Origin of the sequence: Paenibacillus selenitireducens (assembly GCF_002021565.1) — a bacterium.
Lineage (GTDB): Bacteria > Bacillota > Bacilli > Paenibacillales > Paenibacillaceae > Paenibacillus_K > Paenibacillus_K selenitireducens.
This window is the reverse complement of the sequence record NZ_MSZX01000029.1, coordinates 1-15,300: the sequence shown is the minus strand read 5'-3', so window position 1 is coordinate 15,300 and position 15,300 is coordinate 1. Positions and strand designations below refer to the sequence as shown.

Genomic DNA, 15,300 nt, shown 5'->3' with positions numbered 1-15,300 from the left:
TAACGGGCAGATTAGTTGAAGTCGTGGTTACGTCATCCGTCTCCAGTCCAGGCGATAACGAGACTTTAGCCTGTTTTAGCGAGATGATCCTTCGCTTAATATGATGGTATGGAAAAATCATCTGATCGAGGTGGCTTGATATGACGTTAATCGATAGTCCGAGATTCAATCGACTGAGCGGGATCGTGCTCGCTTATTATGTTCTAGCTTCCGTCTTCGCGCTACTGCTTGGAATCGTGCAGCCGGCTACCGGCATCCCTGTGGTGATCATCCAGCTGACGCAGTTCGGGCCGATGCTGGCGGTACTTGTCGTTCTGTGGTTACTCCCTGGCTCTCGAGGGCTTGTTCGCCAGGCGGGACTCCAATCATCGAAGGCGGGCATTGCTCAATTGGGGGAAGCAGTGCTGATCGTGGTGGCGATTTTCGTGGTCGCGCTGGCCTGGTACGGATTGTCCGGCCATATGATCGACTTTACGAATCCGTTCGATCTGGCGCACCCGATATGGATCATCGTCATTGCGCAGTTCATCGGAGCGGCTGGAGAAGAGATCGGTTGGCGCTGTTTTCTGCAGCCCGCCCTACAGACCCGCATGGGCGTCCTACTATCCTCTGTCGTCGTCGGACTGCTGTGGGGCGTGTGGCATGTGGGGGTGTTCGCCGAGGGCTGGCTGTACGCAAGTTCGTTCATCTTGTTTGCCGTCTGTCTCTCGGTCATCCTCGGAGAGCTGCTGCGCGGCAAAAGACTTAAGTTGCCGACGGCCACGACGTTCCACGCACTGATTAACCTAGCGATGCTGCTATGGTTCAAGGAAGAGGGAGGAGACGCTTACGCGATGGCGACGATGGCGGTTGCAACCTTGATCGCTGCGGTGTGTGCGCTGATCGTTCACTCGGTTCGCACGGGCAGGGGAACGAGGAAAAGTAATAATACCTTCCCTGAATTGCGCTAACGGGACACTATAGCGGAGGAGCTTGCAGCGATGTGGCTCCTCTTTTCTTATTGAAGTAACGGGCAGTTTAACGTGGGAGTTATTTACAAATAGAACTTGTTAGTGTATTTTTTTTATAGTCTATATGGAAAGAGGCAGAAAAAATGAAACATACTATAGGGGAAAATCTTCGAATTAAGAAGTGTTAAAAGGGTATTAACTAGAAGGGAGATAACACTTTGAATAAAATATAATGAGGTGTAATATGAATCCATCAATTGAAGCCTTATTTACGGATAAAATAGTAGCTGAAGCAGCAAAAAGGTATGGGTTTATTCCTGATGAGCTGATTTTATTGGGGAAGAACCAAAATTTTACCTATGGAAGTAATAACGAAGCACAGAATTTCGTCATTCGGATTATACATGAATCTCACAGGACTTTAGAGCTTATACAAGGTGAACTAGAATGGATACAATATCTTGCGAATAATGGTGTTCCTGTGTCATTTCCAGTGGAATCAAGTAACGGTGAGTTAATTGAAAAGATGAACGGTTTTTTTGTTGTAGCATTCCAAAAAGGTCTTGGGGCCCCTTGGAGTATGAAATATCTCAAAATGAGGAATTCAAAAAATTGGGGGCACTTGCTGGAAGAATGCACGCACTCACTAAAAAATACGTTCCTAGTACAGTGGAGATTAAACGATACGATTGGCAGAATAATAGTTATCTTCGAGAATTCATAACCAATATTCCCTCTTCCCAAGACCTTGTAATTGCTCATTTTGAATCTTTGATGCAGAGGGTCCACAAATTATCACGTGATAGTGATAATTTCGGACTTATTCATGGTGATTTTTGTTTTGGTAATTATACAGTTCAACCAAATGGACGCATCACTGTATTTGACTTCGATGAATGTCAATACGGATGGTTCGTGCAAGATATTTCTGTTAACTTATTTTATGGAATTGCAGTACCTAGACCTGATGAAGATGTTCTAACTTTTGTGAATAGGTATCTGACATCGTTCTTAGAAGGTTACTTAAAGGAAAACGCAATTGATATAAAATTGTTAAGAGACTTACCACTATTTCTGGATATGAGACAAGCTATACTTTATTCATCTCTCTATCGAAACGGAAATATTAATGCACTCGATGATTGGTCTAAGGAGTTCTTGAAGCGTGCTCGATATAATATGGAAAACAATTTTTCTCTAATTGAAATGGATGATATTTTGAATCTCATAACTTAACAGTTACGGGACACGATAGCTGAATAAACATGAACAAACGGCAGCCGAGTTGATGGGCTGCCGTCTCTCAACTAACGGGACACGATAGTTCAATACCAAAAGGGCTGCCGAGTGGCAGCCCTTTATTCCGCTAACGGGCAGATTTGTTCAATCATCGGGCATTATCGGACTATATTTATGGGGAGCGATGGTGCGGCTAATCCGAGTCGTTATGCAAAAGAAGATAATAATTGGTTGAATCTATCGCGCTCCTCTAAAAAAGCGCAATGACCGCTGTATTGGAACGGAACTAGCTTCGAATTTTTGATCAGCTTATTTGTTTCCTCAGCTTGGGTAAACGGAACGACTTTATCATGAATTCCGTGAATAATTAATGTGGGTACATCGATCTGACCGAGATCGTTGTAAACATTTTCATCTCTAAGCGTGACCATAATGGCGGAAGTCGCCCAATTCGCCGCTTGTAATCCCATTAAAACGAACCAATCGGATTTCGGTTCAGAAATATACTGAAAGAAAAAAATTCCCGTTTGGTCTTGCAGCATTTGCGGTCGGTCATGATTTGTATCTTCGATGATTTTATTTGTAAATTCTTTTGGAACGCTAGATGGAGAGGCAGCGTCGATCAGGACGAGTTTAGATACCCCATACCCTTTGTAACGAGCCATATAACGAATCGAGATCGCGCCTCCGGTAGAGTGTCCTGCCAGTGTTATGTTTCTTAACTGTAACGCCTCGATGACCATGCGGACATCATCTGCTAATCTATCGAAATTGTACCCGTCGAATGGTTTATCCGAATTGCCGTATCCTCTCCAGTCCATTCCGATACAACGATATCCGAGCTTAGGAAGGAAATTGAACTGATATTCGAACTGGTTATGGTTTAGCGGCCATCCATGAATAAAAAGTATCGTTTTATTTCCCTTCGGATTGATGTCCTCTATAAATACTTTTACGCCCGGTTCCACAGTAACGAAGTATCCCAAGTGTATCGCCTCATTTTTTTTAAATGTACTTCCCCATTAAGATATTCGCCCTAGGCAAGGTGAATGCCTAATTTCGGCGTCAAATTGGGTTTAGATAGTACGTAGAGATTTCTGAAGAATAGCTTGAGTGAAACAATTTCTTCAGATCATTGAGTTAACGGGACACTATAGTTCAATAAAAGACATTTGAAGGTAGCTGACTTCTTGAGATCGGCTGCCTTTTCTCAAACAAAGGAATTTGTTTTGATGATTTTGGTGATCCACTCTGAGACAAATTAGGTTAAGTCTCTAGGCATTCATTCACGTGAGAAGTGATTGAGGGATTCAATTTTGCATTTCATCCAAAAGTTATCTATACAGAGTCAAAAAGTTGTATCATGCTTACTTAGAGTTCTAGAATAAAGGTAATGGAAATGAGGGGTGTATCATTTATGTATAGAGTGGCTATTTGCGATGATGAGGAGAAACAAAGAGAGCTTGTTAAAAGCATCCTGATTACTTTGTCGATAAAGACAAATATAGAATTTGAAATCGAATTATTTGGCTCGGGAGAGCAATTGGTATCCTATTATGAGCAGCATAACACGCCATTCCATATTCTAATTATGGATATTGAAATGGCTGGAATGAACGGGATTCAAACAGCCCATAAGATAAGAGGTTTAAATAACCTGGATGAACAAATTATTTTTCTAACAAGCTACCCCGAATATATGGTGGAAAGCTTTGACGTCATGACATTCCAGTACTTGATTAAACCCATTGCCCCCATCATTTTGGAGGAGAAAATCATCAAGCTGTGCCAATACTTTCAAGCACTTGATAAAAAGTTTATGGTCATCAAGTCAGGCTATGAAGAAGTCGTTGTAAAATATGATGACCTCATCAGTATAGAAGCTGCCAAAAGCTTAACCATAAAAAGTAAACTGCATTTTATTACCGCGAATCAAACCTTTGAAAGCAAAGGCACCATTTCAGATTATGCTGTGGCCTTAAAAGACTGTAACTTCTTGCAAATCCATCGTTCCATTATTATTAATCTGCTTCATGTGAGGAAGTTTGCTAGCAGAGTTGTTCTCATGTCCAATGGGTTGGAATTACCTATAGGCCGTTCCAAAGTTAAAGAGGTTAAAGATGTTTACACCAAATTTATGATCATGAAGGTCGAATGATATGATTCAGCATAATGTGCCAATTGTCTTGAGCATTATCCTTGTGATGGGCTTTCAAATGAACTTTTTCTTCAACTCGGTATTTGATAAATCAGCTAAAAAACAGAACAGAATGATTTGCTTCATGATCTTTGGGCTGCTCAGTTACGTATATTTGGTTATTCCCATCTCTCCGATGATAAATTGGTTTCTACCTTTTCTTGTAATCATTAGTTTTGCGCAATCTTATACAGTAGAATTTAAAACTAAAATCGTGTTTTCTATGCTTTATGGTGTTTTAATGTCTATCACTAATTCTATATCTCTTTATATTGTTCACACCCTAGATTCCGTTGACTTTAATGAAACTGTGAATCAACAAATAACCTACACGAAGGCTATTATACTCAATTTCATGATCATGTTTGCGATCATTCAGATCATACGACTGCTTGCCAAGCGTAGAAGTTTCTCTTTGCATTATCGTTACCACTTATTGTTTTTGGTTATTCCGATCGTAAGTATATTCGAACTCAATATGATTACTTATGAGAACGTCTATTCTTTCATTTCCGTCATTGGACTTCTTTTCTTGAATGTGATGATCGTCTATATTATTGATAATATCATTGATAAATTTCAATTTATGAATGAGAATGTTCAACTGCAGCATCAGATGGACTATCAGGATGCGAATTACGAAAAAGTCGTTCACAGCTTCAAATCCATGAAAAGAATCATTCACGATACGAATCAACAGTTTTTGTATATTGAAGAGTGTATTAAGCGAAATGAGTTAGCAGCAGCCATGGAACATATCAAGACAACATTAAATAAAGTCGAAGAAGCCTACCAACGGGTGAATACAGGGAATCTAGTTATCGATGCCCTTGTCTCAAATACCCTTAATATTGGACAAGCGAATGGCATCAGAATAGATACCAAACTTAACTTATGTTCACAATCCGTCCCCATTGACCGTTATGACTTATGTGTCGTCATTGGAAATATGCTAGATAACGCAATAGAAGCTTCTAAAAAAGTAAACATTGCAGAGGATAGGTACATTCATATCAAAATACATGCTACCGAATCAACCCTACTCATTCACATCTTGAATCATATGGAGAATGAAGTTGCTCACTTGCACAGCCAAAAACCCAACCCTGAATATCATGGTATTGGATTAACCAATATCGCTAGAATCTGCGACAAGTACGGTGGTCATATGACCATTGAGACGAAACATAACGTATTTCATAATATGGTCCTACTGCCATTTTAAACGAACAATCCTTAGACAACATGTTGTTTAGGGATTGTTTTTTTCGTTTCAGGGTGCTTTTTCATATATCAGCCCTCTTCCTTGTATGATGATTTCAGCAAGTAAATATAGAAAGAATAATGAGGAGAGAAATGAACATGAAGAAGAAGATGGTTTCTGTATTAATGACCGCGATACTTATTGCAATACCGGTCACCCCTGCTTTGGCTCAAACGAGTCCAGATACTGTAAAAGAAAAGGCACAGGGGCTGGCTTCGAAGATCGTGTCCGATTATGGTGTAAGTGGAATGCAGTATGCGATTATGGATCATGGATCTATTGTTTTATCCGATAGCGCTGGTGTATACGATCGAGCTACCAAGGCACCAATAACGAAAGACACGATGTTTGGCATCGGCTCGGTAAGCAAAATGTATGTTACTGCTGCAACGATGATGCTAGCTGATTCTAATAAAATTGATATTGATAAACCACTGATCACATATATTAAGGAATTTAAAATGGCTGATGATCGATATAAAGAGATTACGCCACGCATGCTAATGAATCACTCTTCAGGACTTTACGGTACTCACTATGGGAATAGCGTGTTGTTTGATGACAATGATACGGAAAATCATGATAAATTATTGGCAAGATTACAGACAGAAAATTTAAAGTCAAACCCAGGCGAATCCTCGGTATACTGTAACGATGGTTTTCAACTGCTTGAAATCTTGATTGAACGCGTGAGCGGGTTAAGTTATAGCAAATTCCTTGAAACCTATATTAGCACACCTCTTCATTTAAGCTCTACGAAAACACCACTTGATGCATTTGATAGAGGCAGGCTCGTAAAAACTTATTTTCCTATGATGGAACAGGCTTTACCCGTTGAGAATGTCAATACAATTGGAGCAGGAGGCATCTACTCAACTGCCGAAGAACTAAGTAAGTTCGCGGAAGTATTAATCGGGAAACAACCGGATATTTTATCTGAGAAATCAGCAAAGTCCATGCAAAGTCATGAGTATAGAAAGGGCGTATGGGTTTCTGAAGAGACAAACACCTTTAATTACGGGCTTGGTTGGGATGCCGTTCGTTTAGCACCGTTTAGTGATTACGGAATAACGGCATTATCCAAAGGCGGGGATTCAATCATGTATCACGCTGCATTAACTACCCTACCAGAACATGAAATTTCTATTGCTGTACTTTCATCGAGAGGCAGTTCCTTCGTGAATAGTTTGTTTGCTTCTAATGTTTTATTAGAATACGCAAGATCCAAAGGCATCATTAAAGAGCTGCTACCTGAAAAAACATTTAAGCCTTCCTTGAAAGTGGATATGCCATCGGACTTGCAGTCATACACCGGATTATACGGTTCGGTAGGTAACACCGTAAATCTGGAGATCAAGAATGGAGAGATTGATTTACCCGCTCTAGTAGGTGCACCGATACCGCCTCAAAAATATGTCTATACAGGCAATGGACAATTCAAAAACAAAGATGGGGATGTAACCATAAGTTTTGACAAACAGAAGAACGGAAAAACCTATGTAAAGCTTATTGCTTATATCAATAAACCAGGATTGGGTCAAGCGGTTAAGGCAACGTATGAATATCAGAAGTTAGAATCCAATCCTCTTAGTCAGACTATGAGAACGAAATGGGAACATCGAGATGGGAAACAGTACTACGCTTTGGATGAAAAGATATCTTCAATCTTCTATTATCTACCCTCAGGGCTGAATGTGTCGATTAATATCGATCATGGATACGCATCCGGCACTAAAATTGTTGACGAGAATAAAGCCGTAAATGTATTCGATATTCCTATATTGAACGGTACAGATGCATTTGATTTGTTATTCTATAATGTGAACGATACAGAGCATTTAAAGCTCGGCGGACGAACCTATATCAGTGAAGACGGTATTCAGCCCATTGATAAAGGAAACTCCTCGATTAGCACCATACCAGTAAGTGGTCAGGCTGTATGGTATAAGATTGATAAAAAAACAGCCAATCGAGTCATGACCGTTAAGGTTCCGGGAAGTGGGGGATTTGCCGTTTATGACGCGAATGGAATGGTTGTGAACTTTTCAAAGGTAACGAACAATCATTCGGTAGTACTACCTGAAGGTGGGATGATCGTTTTTGGTGGTAATAAGGGGGATCGATTTAAAATTAATTTGAAGAATAAATAGACTTGTAGCACATAAGATCTTATCGAGTTTACACTGGTATAGTCACAGTATAGTTGCAAAATCAAAACAGCCCAGTCACCAAATGATCGGGCTGTTTTGATATAGGTAAATGTCAATTCGGAAATGTTGACTAACCTAGTCGTAACAATCTCACTTCCATAAACCCCCAGGACCGACGTCTGCAGTCGTAAGCGGGCGATTCTCCTTAGGTCCGCCTTCCATGTCATCAAGAGTGAACAAGGGGCTGACGGCTGCATCAATGGCAGGACTATAAACGGACAAGCGGATTAATCCGTCTATACCGCGGACCAACCTCAGATCTACTTTTTTGACCGTTCCGCCAACAACGGGATTGTTCGAAGCTAACGCAATTCCTTCAACCATATTGCCTTTATATTCAGGTCGTTCAGCTGCCCTGTAAATAAGAAACAAATTGCTCCAGACAGAATCGAAGATTTGTATAATTACTTGATGAAACTGACAAAGTATTTTGAAATAACTTGCAGAAGTCAGATTGTCAAGATGTTGTTCAAGAAGCTTTAATTAAATTGTATAAGAAATCGGTGAATGGTGAAATTGAAACCAATATCCGTACATATGCATCCTGGGTCATTCGGGACATCTTGAAGAAGTACACGTCTTCAGAGGCATATAAGGATTTAAATACCGATGATGTGCAGGAAAGTGCAATTCAAGGGATAGGCGTTGGCGCTTTTACGTCGTTGTTGTTGAGTCGGTAGGACTGTGTTTTTGTGAAGTATTAAATGGTTCTGCAGTGGATAGACAAACGGTTGCTGATAAGTGGGAAAAAGCGCTTTCCGGTAGCGGATTGGCACCAATCGATGTTCATACACCTCTTTGGTTATGGAGTCGTGCAGGATTTCCTGAACTGTCTACAAATGTTTCGCCATTAAGCTAACGAGCAGTTTAGTGATAACATCAAAGTTTTTCTTATGGAAAAAAAAGGATTTTGGATAATGTTTATAGAATGAATTATGCAAAACAATTTTCTGAAACTTGAGGCTTGCACGTCACTTCTTAATCGTTAGATATAAAAAATTACTTTGGAGGAATGTTATGAATCCTATTAAAAATCAAATCGGCGGAGCCTTTATTCCAGTAAGTAACATAGAAAATGCACGTGATTGGTATTGTGATATTTTAGGCTTACCATCAGACGGTGAAATACTTTTTGGTCATATATACGTTCTTCCGATGGAAGGACCAGATATTGTACTGGATAGCAAAATTTTCACTCCAGAAAACGTATATAAAGTTCCAACATTTCAGTTTCGTACGGAAGATATCCATCAAGCGTACGAATTTATGCGAGCAAAGAATGTGCAATTAACAACTGGAATCGAGAATGGTCATTGGTTCAATTTTAGGGACCCTGATGGTAATCTTTTAATGGTATGCAAGTAATGCTCAACTAAACGGGACACTATAGCTTAACAATCACCAGGACGAGGCTGCCGTTTCTTAACGGCAGCTTCGTTGAGCTAACGGGCAGGATAGTTTAATAATCCTCTTCATTAGAATATGGTACGATAGTTCAATAACATCGTGGAGGCTGCCGAGGCGTTGAACTAACGGACAGGATAGTTTAGTAATACCTAAAACTTCCAAAGGTAAACTAGAAGTTGTGTGAACATAAAGACAATTGGGGGAATATTTGTGTTTTCTAATGAAAATATAGAGATTGAAATAGACCTAGTTAACGATTATAAAGATAGTAAAGTTTACAGAGATAGTTTTAATCAACTAGCGACTTTGGTTTTTGATATCAATTTTGAAGATTGGTATCAGAAAGGATTCTGGGATGATCGTTATATATGCCATTCTTTCATCAGAGATAATGTAGTCATTGCCAATGTTTCTGTTAGCAAAATGGACTTGATGATAAATGGGTTAAATAAAAAAGCGATTCAAATTGGAACGGTTATGACTCATCCCGATTTTAGGGGGAAAGGACTTTCTGGAAAATTGATGAGGCATGTTCTAGATATTTACGAGCAAGATTGTGATATCTTCTTCTTATTCGCTAATAGTACTGTAATTGATTTCTATCCAAGATTTGGATTTGAATCCTTTGATGAATCACAATTCAAACTTAAATATCATCCCACTCCAAATGCGGATACCACCTTACGCAAGCTGAATTGTTCCAATAAAGAAGACTTGGAATTTATCAAAAGAATGGTTTTGTCCCGCAGACCTATTTCACAACAATTTGGTGTTAGCAATAACCAAGGACTCTTTATGTTTTACGCTATAAAAGTATTTCCCGAATCAATATATTATTCGCAAGAGAACGAGGCTATTATCGTCTATCAACAAGAAGGTCATACACTAAATCTATATGATGTAGTTAGTCAACGTGACGTTAATTTAAAACGATTACTTAATCGTATTGCTAATAAGCAAACAGAATATATTCATTTTCATTTCACACCAGATCAATTCACTGAGAAAGCACAGTATGAGTGGATGGACAATAATGGTGATATGCTCTTTATAAAGGCTAACTTTACCTTAGATAAAAATTCAAAATTCTGTGTGCCTGTATTAGCACATGCTTAGTGTTATAATTTTGTTTTTCAAATTAAACTAACGGAACACGATAGCGGAGGAGCTTGCAGCGATGAGGCTCCTCTTTTCTTATTGAAGTAACGGGCAGGATAGTTTAAGATCTTACGCGGTGAACCATACCATAAGTAGGGCGAAAATTTGTGATCGCGAAGCCGTATGGAGCCAGTGTTTTGCTAGATGATGATCAAGCTTTACTTGAGTTTTGGGGCTCTCCTGAAGTAAGGAAAGCTCCTTTTGCTGTTTGGTCAGTAGAAGGGAGTACGCATAAAAAATACTTTTCGGTCTCCTCATTGAAGGTAAGTTCAATGTCTTTCACCTGTCGTTGAGCCTCGCAGATCAGTTGCTTTGCATATGAGCAAAACAGGAACAAACGAGAGCTTGAGTCGTTGCTATAATAAAGTTAACCGTACGGGGAAAGGGAATGATGAAATATTGAACTATAGTAAGGATATCGAACGAAGCGTTGAGTATATTGAATCCAACATTAAAGAAATACTGACCCCTGAAATGATTTCTAAGCATACGGGGTACTCCTTGTATCACTTCTGTAGAGTTTTTCAGATATGCATGGGAGTGTCGATCATGGAATATGTTCGGAAAAGACGATTGTCACTTGCATCAATCGAACTTTTTAAAGGTAGAAGAATACTCGATATCTCCGTTGATTATGGTTTTGAAACCCAGAGCGGGTTTACAAAAGCATTTCGTAAGGAGTTTGGATTTAGCCCGACGCAATTTGCTGTTAGGATGGCTGATGTTTATCATTACATTTCTGGTGAGAAAAATAACATTGAACATGGAGGCCTTTGTATGATTCCTACTATTATCACAAAACCGTCTTTTAAAGTTGCGGGCTATGGAATAAAAACGAATATTACGAATGAAAGCATGACAAAAGATATTGCTGCTTTTTGGAACAATTACGACACTAACGGCTGGGAAGACAAGTTGTACGATCAACTCACCCCCCCAAAGCATGGGGAAGTCGGAATATGCGTGCCGGAGTCCAAAGATAGTGATAGCTTGGTCTATTTGCTTGGAGTCATTGTTGAAAACTTTAATAAAGTAACGCCTGACATGATAACACTTGAAGTGCCGGAAGCTACTTATGCCGTCTTTACTACACCCCCTGTAGATGTAACCGTCGGCGGCAGGAACGGCAAAGAAAATACAGAAGATTTTCCAAATGCGGTACGACAAACATGGAAATATATATTCCAGGAATGGTTTGAGAAAAGTGATTACGAGTATGACGAGACCAAGTTAGACTTTGAGTATTATGATGAGCGCTGTCACTTCCGTCCCGATACCGTTATGGACATCTATGTGCCAGTGATTAAAAAAAAGTAACAAAGTGAGTCGATGTATCCTTTCATTTATGAGCAAACAAGTCTCGCCCCCGCGGTTCATGTGGGAAGAGGCTTGTTTGTAATCAATTGCTTCTGCTGCTGGGCGTTTCTCAACTAACTGGGCAGGATAACGCAATAAAGGTATGTAATATATTATAAAATAAGAGACGTTTTAGGTGGTGAGCAATTGAAACAGATTCATGATTTTGATAAAGACCTATGGTTCACTTTTGAAGAACATTGTAAAGGAAAGCATTACATAGTGGGGAATCCGCATACTTTTCATGGGAGAATATCAGCGTATTGTCCACAAAAAGATGTGTTCTTTAATGTTTCGCTTGAGGAAATAGGTGATATGTCTCTAGCTACAAAGTATTGGATTAAGGGTTTCTTATCAGGGAATGAACCATCACCTCCAGTTGATGAAGAAGGTGATATATATCCGCCGACACATGAAGATAATATTCATTGGGATAAAAGTGTTGTTTTGTTCCATAAAACAGGTTGTTGGTATTCGGGTGAAAGGAATTGTACGATTTGCGGAATAAAATTATTAAATTCTTGGACTGGTTTTGAGTGTGAAAATTGTTTAGAAGAGAAATAGTGTTCAACGGGAAACTATACCGCAAAAACCATTAGAAAGGCGGCCAATATTATCGGCTGCCTTTTCCCCGCTAACCGTAGACAGCATTGCGGGGATCACATTCACCTCGAGAATACCACCGCCAAAATCGTTCGTGGGAACCGTGTGACCATCGGCAGTGGCTGCATCATCGAACGGGTCGAGTACCGAAGCACGTATCACCAGGTAACGGATGCTACCGTGGACAGTGCATTCAGATGTAAATAATATCAATAAACGCTTGGTTTAAGATGAATTCGTATGGAGGAATAACTCGTGGTTAGAGGAAAAAGTAATTTAGGGCTTGTCGTCACAGTCCTACTGCTCGGCATTCTCATGGCATCGATGGATAACACGATCGTATCAACGGCCATGGGTACCATCGTCTCCGATCTTGGCGGCATGGATAAATTCGTATGGGTCACTTCCACCTATATGGTGGCAGAGATGGCAGACGTTCATCTGGGCACTGATCCCAACTGTCTTCGCACTCAAGTTCACTTTCTATATGACGAACGATCGGATGAAAAGCTATCAAGAACAAGCTGCAGAAGCTTAGGCTGAATCGGAAGCAAGAGCAACAACCAGCTCAACATTAGACGACAAGAAGGCACTCCTTAAGGTTCAACGCAATGAACCCTGAAAGGAGTGCCTTTTGATTGTGTGCCGTCTATCAATTAGAGACCAAAGCGAGGGAACAATACATTGTTCTCCAGATGCACATGTTCGAATGTCATGCCTTCCAGCTCTTCCAAGCGAGCATACGTGATCCGGTAGGTCGTGCAAGCCTGCTCTGGTGGTGTGAAATCATTCGTTACGGCACGAAGCTGCTTAAGCAGCTCTCCCGCGCCATCATGCTCTGCTTCAAGCTCTGTTATCACTGCGCGTACATCTTCATGCGAGACAACATCCGTCTCTTCCTCTGCACGAATGATGATCGGGAAGGAAATTTCCTCTTCTTTGTCGATATGGGTCTCCAGCACTTTACGCAGCTGCCGGAACAACTCCGCCATCTGGACCAGATGCGGTTGATCCCCGCCATGCACATGATAGACTCGTTCAACATTCGCAGCGATCTGCGGCAGTTGGTCACGCAAAAATTGATGGTGCTTCTTTACAATATATTCAATCAATGCCTGCGAGGACATGTATTGCCAGTCCATCCCAATCCCGAGATTTGGCGCAGACTGCTTCATCTCATTCAATTGCTGAACAACTGCCGCTGCATCCAGTCCGCGTGCTTCCGCCGCCTCTTGGATCGGTCGATTACCTCCGCAGCAGAAGTCGATTTTGAGCCGTTTGAACACATCACTCGCAGCCGGATATTGCAATACCGTATCACGCACGGTCATTTCTTGTGTAATTATCATGGATTCGCCCTCCAGTTCGTAGGATCTTCATTCACAAGACTATCATACGATGGAAGGACGAAGGCCATCGTGACCTCAGTCACTCTGGACAAATTTCCATAACTTCAATTCGTAATAATTATTCGCGCTAATGACTGGAAGCTGTGATCCTGATAAATGCCGAGCGCACGCACATTCTCCACGGCAACCTCGAGCTCGAACCGTGTCTTCCCCTTTTCACGGTATACGTAAATATGGAAGTCTATAGTGGCAATTGCCCTCCCGATAATATTAAGCTAACGGGCAGATTAGCTAAATGATATAATGTGGTTAGCGTTATTTATCGATTGAAGGAGGTCTCTATGAATTACATATGGTTTAATTATGAAATGCCAATCTTAGAGCAGTTACCTGATCCGTTTAAAGAAGCGGCGATATTACTCAATCCGTTTATTATAATGCCAATTGGTTGGACTGATATGAAGAAAAAAAGCGAATACGAACATGTTTATCCAGAATTAGAGGAGTCAATAAAACTTGGCAAACCCAAGCCTTGGAAAGAAGTCATGCATGAGACAGGGATAAAATCTTATGAAGAACTTGCTGTTGCTCTAAAGACATCTATATCAGCATTAAAGAAAGAATTTGCTCGAGAAGATTTAGCAAAATTACTTAATTACAATCTATCCAAAGAACTTTACTATCCTCGCGAAGACAAAATATCGGAATATTTAATTCCGGGTATTCTCGAGGTTCTGAGTTCTAGTGGAGCAAATTCTTTCATGTATTCTGATCCGATTCTTGATCAATCTGGTGAATTGCGAATCAAGGATGCCACCGGACTGGAAATGTGTGAGTTAGCTCCTACTGAAATTGTCATAACAGACGAAGGAATGGATTATGCGTTTTTAAGTGTTTACGACTCATTTATTACCTTGTTCCTCTCCAAGGAAAAGAAAATTAAAGAAATTATCAATAAAAACAAATGGGAAGCAGTAATCTGCGGACCAGAAACCTATATTAGTTGGTATTTTGGCAAAATAGAATTTGGCTCAAATGATTAAGCTAACGGGGAACTATAGCTTAATAAATAACTAAAACGCGGCTGCCGGCATGGATCGGTAGCCGCGTTGCGCTAACGGGCAGGATTACGTGGTAGAGGTTAAGGGTATTTCAAAAATACAATATGTACGAAAAAAGTTAATTTAAGCGAATATACTTAAGAATATTGCTGAGGGAAATGGTGTGGTTGAAAGCAAATGATTGAAATTTAGAGGAGGCCGAGATGGATAGTTTTGGATTTGTGTGTTTAATCACTCTAACACTAATAGTTATTGCAGCCTTTTATGCATTTGTATTTTTGGACTTTATCAATCCAAGTGCTCTTCAAGTTCAACTATTAGGTGTACATATTATACTGTTCGGAGTGATTGTTTTATTGGCATTTGAAGGTTCTTCTGGATATGGATTTACTTTTGGGTTAATTGGGCTTATTACAGGAATTTTTGGATCATTTAGAGAACCCAAAGAGTCCAAAAATTGAAAGTTGATTGAACTAACGGHGCTNDGRYANAGTATHNATSSGYAS

General features: G+C 40.1%; 17 protein-coding genes and 1 pseudogene. 15 read left to right on the top strand and 3 right to left on the bottom strand.

Translation table 11 applies throughout. The features are described 5' to 3' along the window. The first annotated feature begins 140 nt into the window (after positions 1-140). From BVG16_RS31920 to BVG16_RS31915, 3 genes are all read left to right on the top strand, one after another. On the top strand, positions 141-950 hold the full coding sequence (locus BVG16_RS31920) for a CPBP family intramembrane glutamic endopeptidase (RefSeq protein ID WP_078499088.1): 810 nt from the start codon (positions 141-143) through the stop codon (positions 948-950). Positions 951-1,194: 244 nt separating this feature from the next. Beyond that, positions 1,195-1,674 (top strand): aminoglycoside phosphotransferase/kinase family protein, encoded by a 480-nt coding sequence (locus tag BVG16_RS33020; protein WP_158081860.1) that lies wholly within the window; start codon positions 1,195-1,197, stop codon positions 1,672-1,674. Further along, on the top strand, positions 1,563-2,186 hold the full coding sequence (locus tag BVG16_RS31915; protein WP_158081859.1) for a phosphotransferase enzyme family protein: 624 nt from the start codon (positions 1,563-1,565) through the stop codon (positions 2,184-2,186). Before BVG16_RS33020 ends, BVG16_RS31915 begins: the two co-directional genes overlap by 112 nt. 209 nt (positions 2,187-2,395) lie before the next feature. Here the strand turns inward: BVG16_RS31915 and BVG16_RS31910 are convergent, their stop codons facing one another. Next, positions 2,396-3,175, bottom strand: a complete 780-nt coding sequence (locus tag BVG16_RS31910; RefSeq protein WP_018759933.1) for an alpha/beta fold hydrolase — start codon at positions 3,173-3,175, stop codon at positions 2,396-2,398. A gap of 431 nt (positions 3,176-3,606) precedes the next feature. Between BVG16_RS31910 and BVG16_RS31905 the strand changes: the two genes are divergently transcribed. The 3 genes from BVG16_RS31905 to BVG16_RS31895 all read left to right on the top strand — a co-directional run bounded on the left by BVG16_RS31905 (position 3,607) and on the right by BVG16_RS31895 (position 7,800). After that, entirely contained in the window at positions 3,607-4,347 is a 741-nt protein-coding gene (locus tag BVG16_RS31905) for a LytR/AlgR family response regulator transcription factor (RefSeq protein ID WP_078503230.1), read from the top strand. Position 4,348: 1 nt separating this feature from the next. After that, on the top strand, positions 4,349-5,611 hold the full coding sequence (locus BVG16_RS31900; RefSeq protein WP_078503229.1) for a sensor histidine kinase: 1,263 nt from the start codon (positions 4,349-4,351) through the stop codon (positions 5,609-5,611). 137 nt (positions 5,612-5,748) lie between these two features. Next, a complete protein-coding gene (locus BVG16_RS31895; protein WP_078503228.1) occupies positions 5,749-7,800 on the top strand; it encodes a serine hydrolase domain-containing protein in 2,052 nt (683 codons plus the stop codon). Between the two features lie 150 nt (positions 7,801-7,950). On the opposite strand, the gene BVG16_RS31890 is transcribed toward BVG16_RS31895, so the two are convergent. Next, positions 7,951-8,232 carry a hypothetical protein gene (locus BVG16_RS31890; RefSeq protein WP_078503227.1) on the bottom strand — a complete coding sequence of 94 codons (282 nt, stop codon included), beginning with the start codon at positions 8,230-8,232 and terminating at the stop codon, positions 7,951-7,953. A 68-nt stretch (positions 8,233-8,300) separates the two neighbouring features. Here BVG16_RS31890 and BVG16_RS31885 point away from each other — a divergent pair, with 68 nt between their 5' ends. From BVG16_RS31885 to BVG16_RS34165, 7 genes and pseudogenes are all read left to right on the top strand, one after another. Next, complete coding sequence (locus tag BVG16_RS31885; RefSeq protein ID WP_144027558.1) at positions 8,301-8,540, top strand: sigma-70 RNA polymerase sigma factor region 4 domain-containing protein; 240 nt, start codon at positions 8,301-8,303, stop codon at positions 8,538-8,540. A gap of 337 nt (positions 8,541-8,877) precedes the next feature. Next, entirely contained in the window at positions 8,878-9,225 is a 348-nt protein-coding gene (locus BVG16_RS31880) for a VOC family protein (protein ID WP_078503225.1), read from the top strand. 252 nt (positions 9,226-9,477) lie between these two features. After that, positions 9,478-10,383 carry a GNAT family N-acetyltransferase gene (locus tag BVG16_RS31875; protein ID WP_158081858.1) on the top strand — a complete coding sequence of 302 codons (906 nt, stop codon included), beginning with the start codon at positions 9,478-9,480 and terminating at the stop codon, positions 10,381-10,383. A gap of 387 nt (positions 10,384-10,770) precedes the next feature. Continuing rightward, the gene (locus BVG16_RS31870) at positions 10,771-11,742 is read left to right on the top strand and encodes an AraC family transcriptional regulator (protein WP_332888827.1); all 972 of its coding nucleotides are present in this window, start codon (positions 10,771-10,773) and stop codon (positions 11,740-11,742) included. 186 nt (positions 11,743-11,928) lie between these two features. Continuing rightward, a complete protein-coding gene (locus tag BVG16_RS31865; RefSeq protein ID WP_078503222.1) occupies positions 11,929-12,345 on the top strand; it encodes a hypothetical protein in 417 nt (138 codons plus the stop codon). Positions 12,346-12,435: 90 nt separating this feature from the next. Further along, positions 12,436-12,591 (top strand): annotated as a pseudogene (locus BVG16_RS34230) (polymer-forming cytoskeletal protein); the annotation flags it as partial. 48 nt (positions 12,592-12,639) lie between these two features. Continuing rightward, entirely contained in the window at positions 12,640-12,927 is a 288-nt protein-coding gene (locus BVG16_RS34165) for a hypothetical protein (protein ID WP_233147235.1), read from the top strand. A 113-nt stretch (positions 12,928-13,040) separates the two neighbouring features. Here BVG16_RS34165 and ric read toward each other — a convergent pair whose 3' ends face one another. Further along, positions 13,041-13,733 carry an iron-sulfur cluster repair di-iron protein gene (gene ric / locus BVG16_RS31850; protein WP_233147234.1) on the bottom strand — a complete coding sequence of 231 codons (693 nt, stop codon included), beginning with the start codon at positions 13,731-13,733 and terminating at the stop codon, positions 13,041-13,043. 341 nt (positions 13,734-14,074) lie between these two features. On the opposite strand from ric, the gene BVG16_RS31845 reads away from it, so the two are divergent. Beyond that, complete coding sequence (locus tag BVG16_RS31845) at positions 14,075-14,776, top strand: DUF2711 family protein (protein WP_078503221.1); 702 nt, start codon at positions 14,075-14,077, stop codon at positions 14,774-14,776. A 221-nt stretch (positions 14,777-14,997) separates the two neighbouring features. Continuing rightward, positions 14,998-15,255 (top strand): hypothetical protein, encoded by a 258-nt coding sequence (locus BVG16_RS31840; protein ID WP_078499123.1) that lies wholly within the window; start codon positions 14,998-15,000, stop codon positions 15,253-15,255. Positions 15,256-15,300: the final 45 nt, after the last annotated feature.

Excerpts from the sequence above, each read along its gene's own strand:
- BVG16_RS31920 (WP_078499088.1), top strand. The coding sequence starts at position 141 with ATGACGTTAATCGATAGTCCGAGATTCAATCGACTGAGCGGGATCGTG.
- ric (WP_233147234.1), bottom strand. The coding sequence starts at position 13,733 with ATGATAATTACACAAGAAATGACCGTGCGTGATACGGTATTGCAATAT.
- BVG16_RS31905 (WP_078503230.1), top strand. The coding sequence starts at position 3,607 with ATGTATAGAGTGGCTATTTGCGATGATGAGGAGAAACAAAGAGAGCTT.
- BVG16_RS31840 (WP_078499123.1), top strand. The coding sequence starts at position 14,998 with ATGGATAGTTTTGGATTTGTGTGTTTAATCACTCTAACACTAATAGTT.
- BVG16_RS31895 (WP_078503228.1), top strand. The coding sequence starts at position 5,749 with ATGAAGAAGAAGATGGTTTCTGTATTAATGACCGCGATACTTATTGCA.
- BVG16_RS31845 (WP_078503221.1), top strand. The coding sequence starts at position 14,075 with ATGAATTACATATGGTTTAATTATGAAATGCCAATCTTAGAGCAGTTA.
- BVG16_RS31880 (WP_078503225.1), top strand. The coding sequence starts at position 8,878 with ATGAATCCTATTAAAAATCAAATCGGCGGAGCCTTTATTCCAGTAAGT.
- BVG16_RS33020 (WP_158081860.1), top strand. The coding sequence starts at position 1,195 with ATGAATCCATCAATTGAAGCCTTATTTACGGATAAAATAGTAGCTGAA.
- BVG16_RS31900 (WP_078503229.1), top strand. The coding sequence starts at position 4,349 with ATGATTCAGCATAATGTGCCAATTGTCTTGAGCATTATCCTTGTGATG.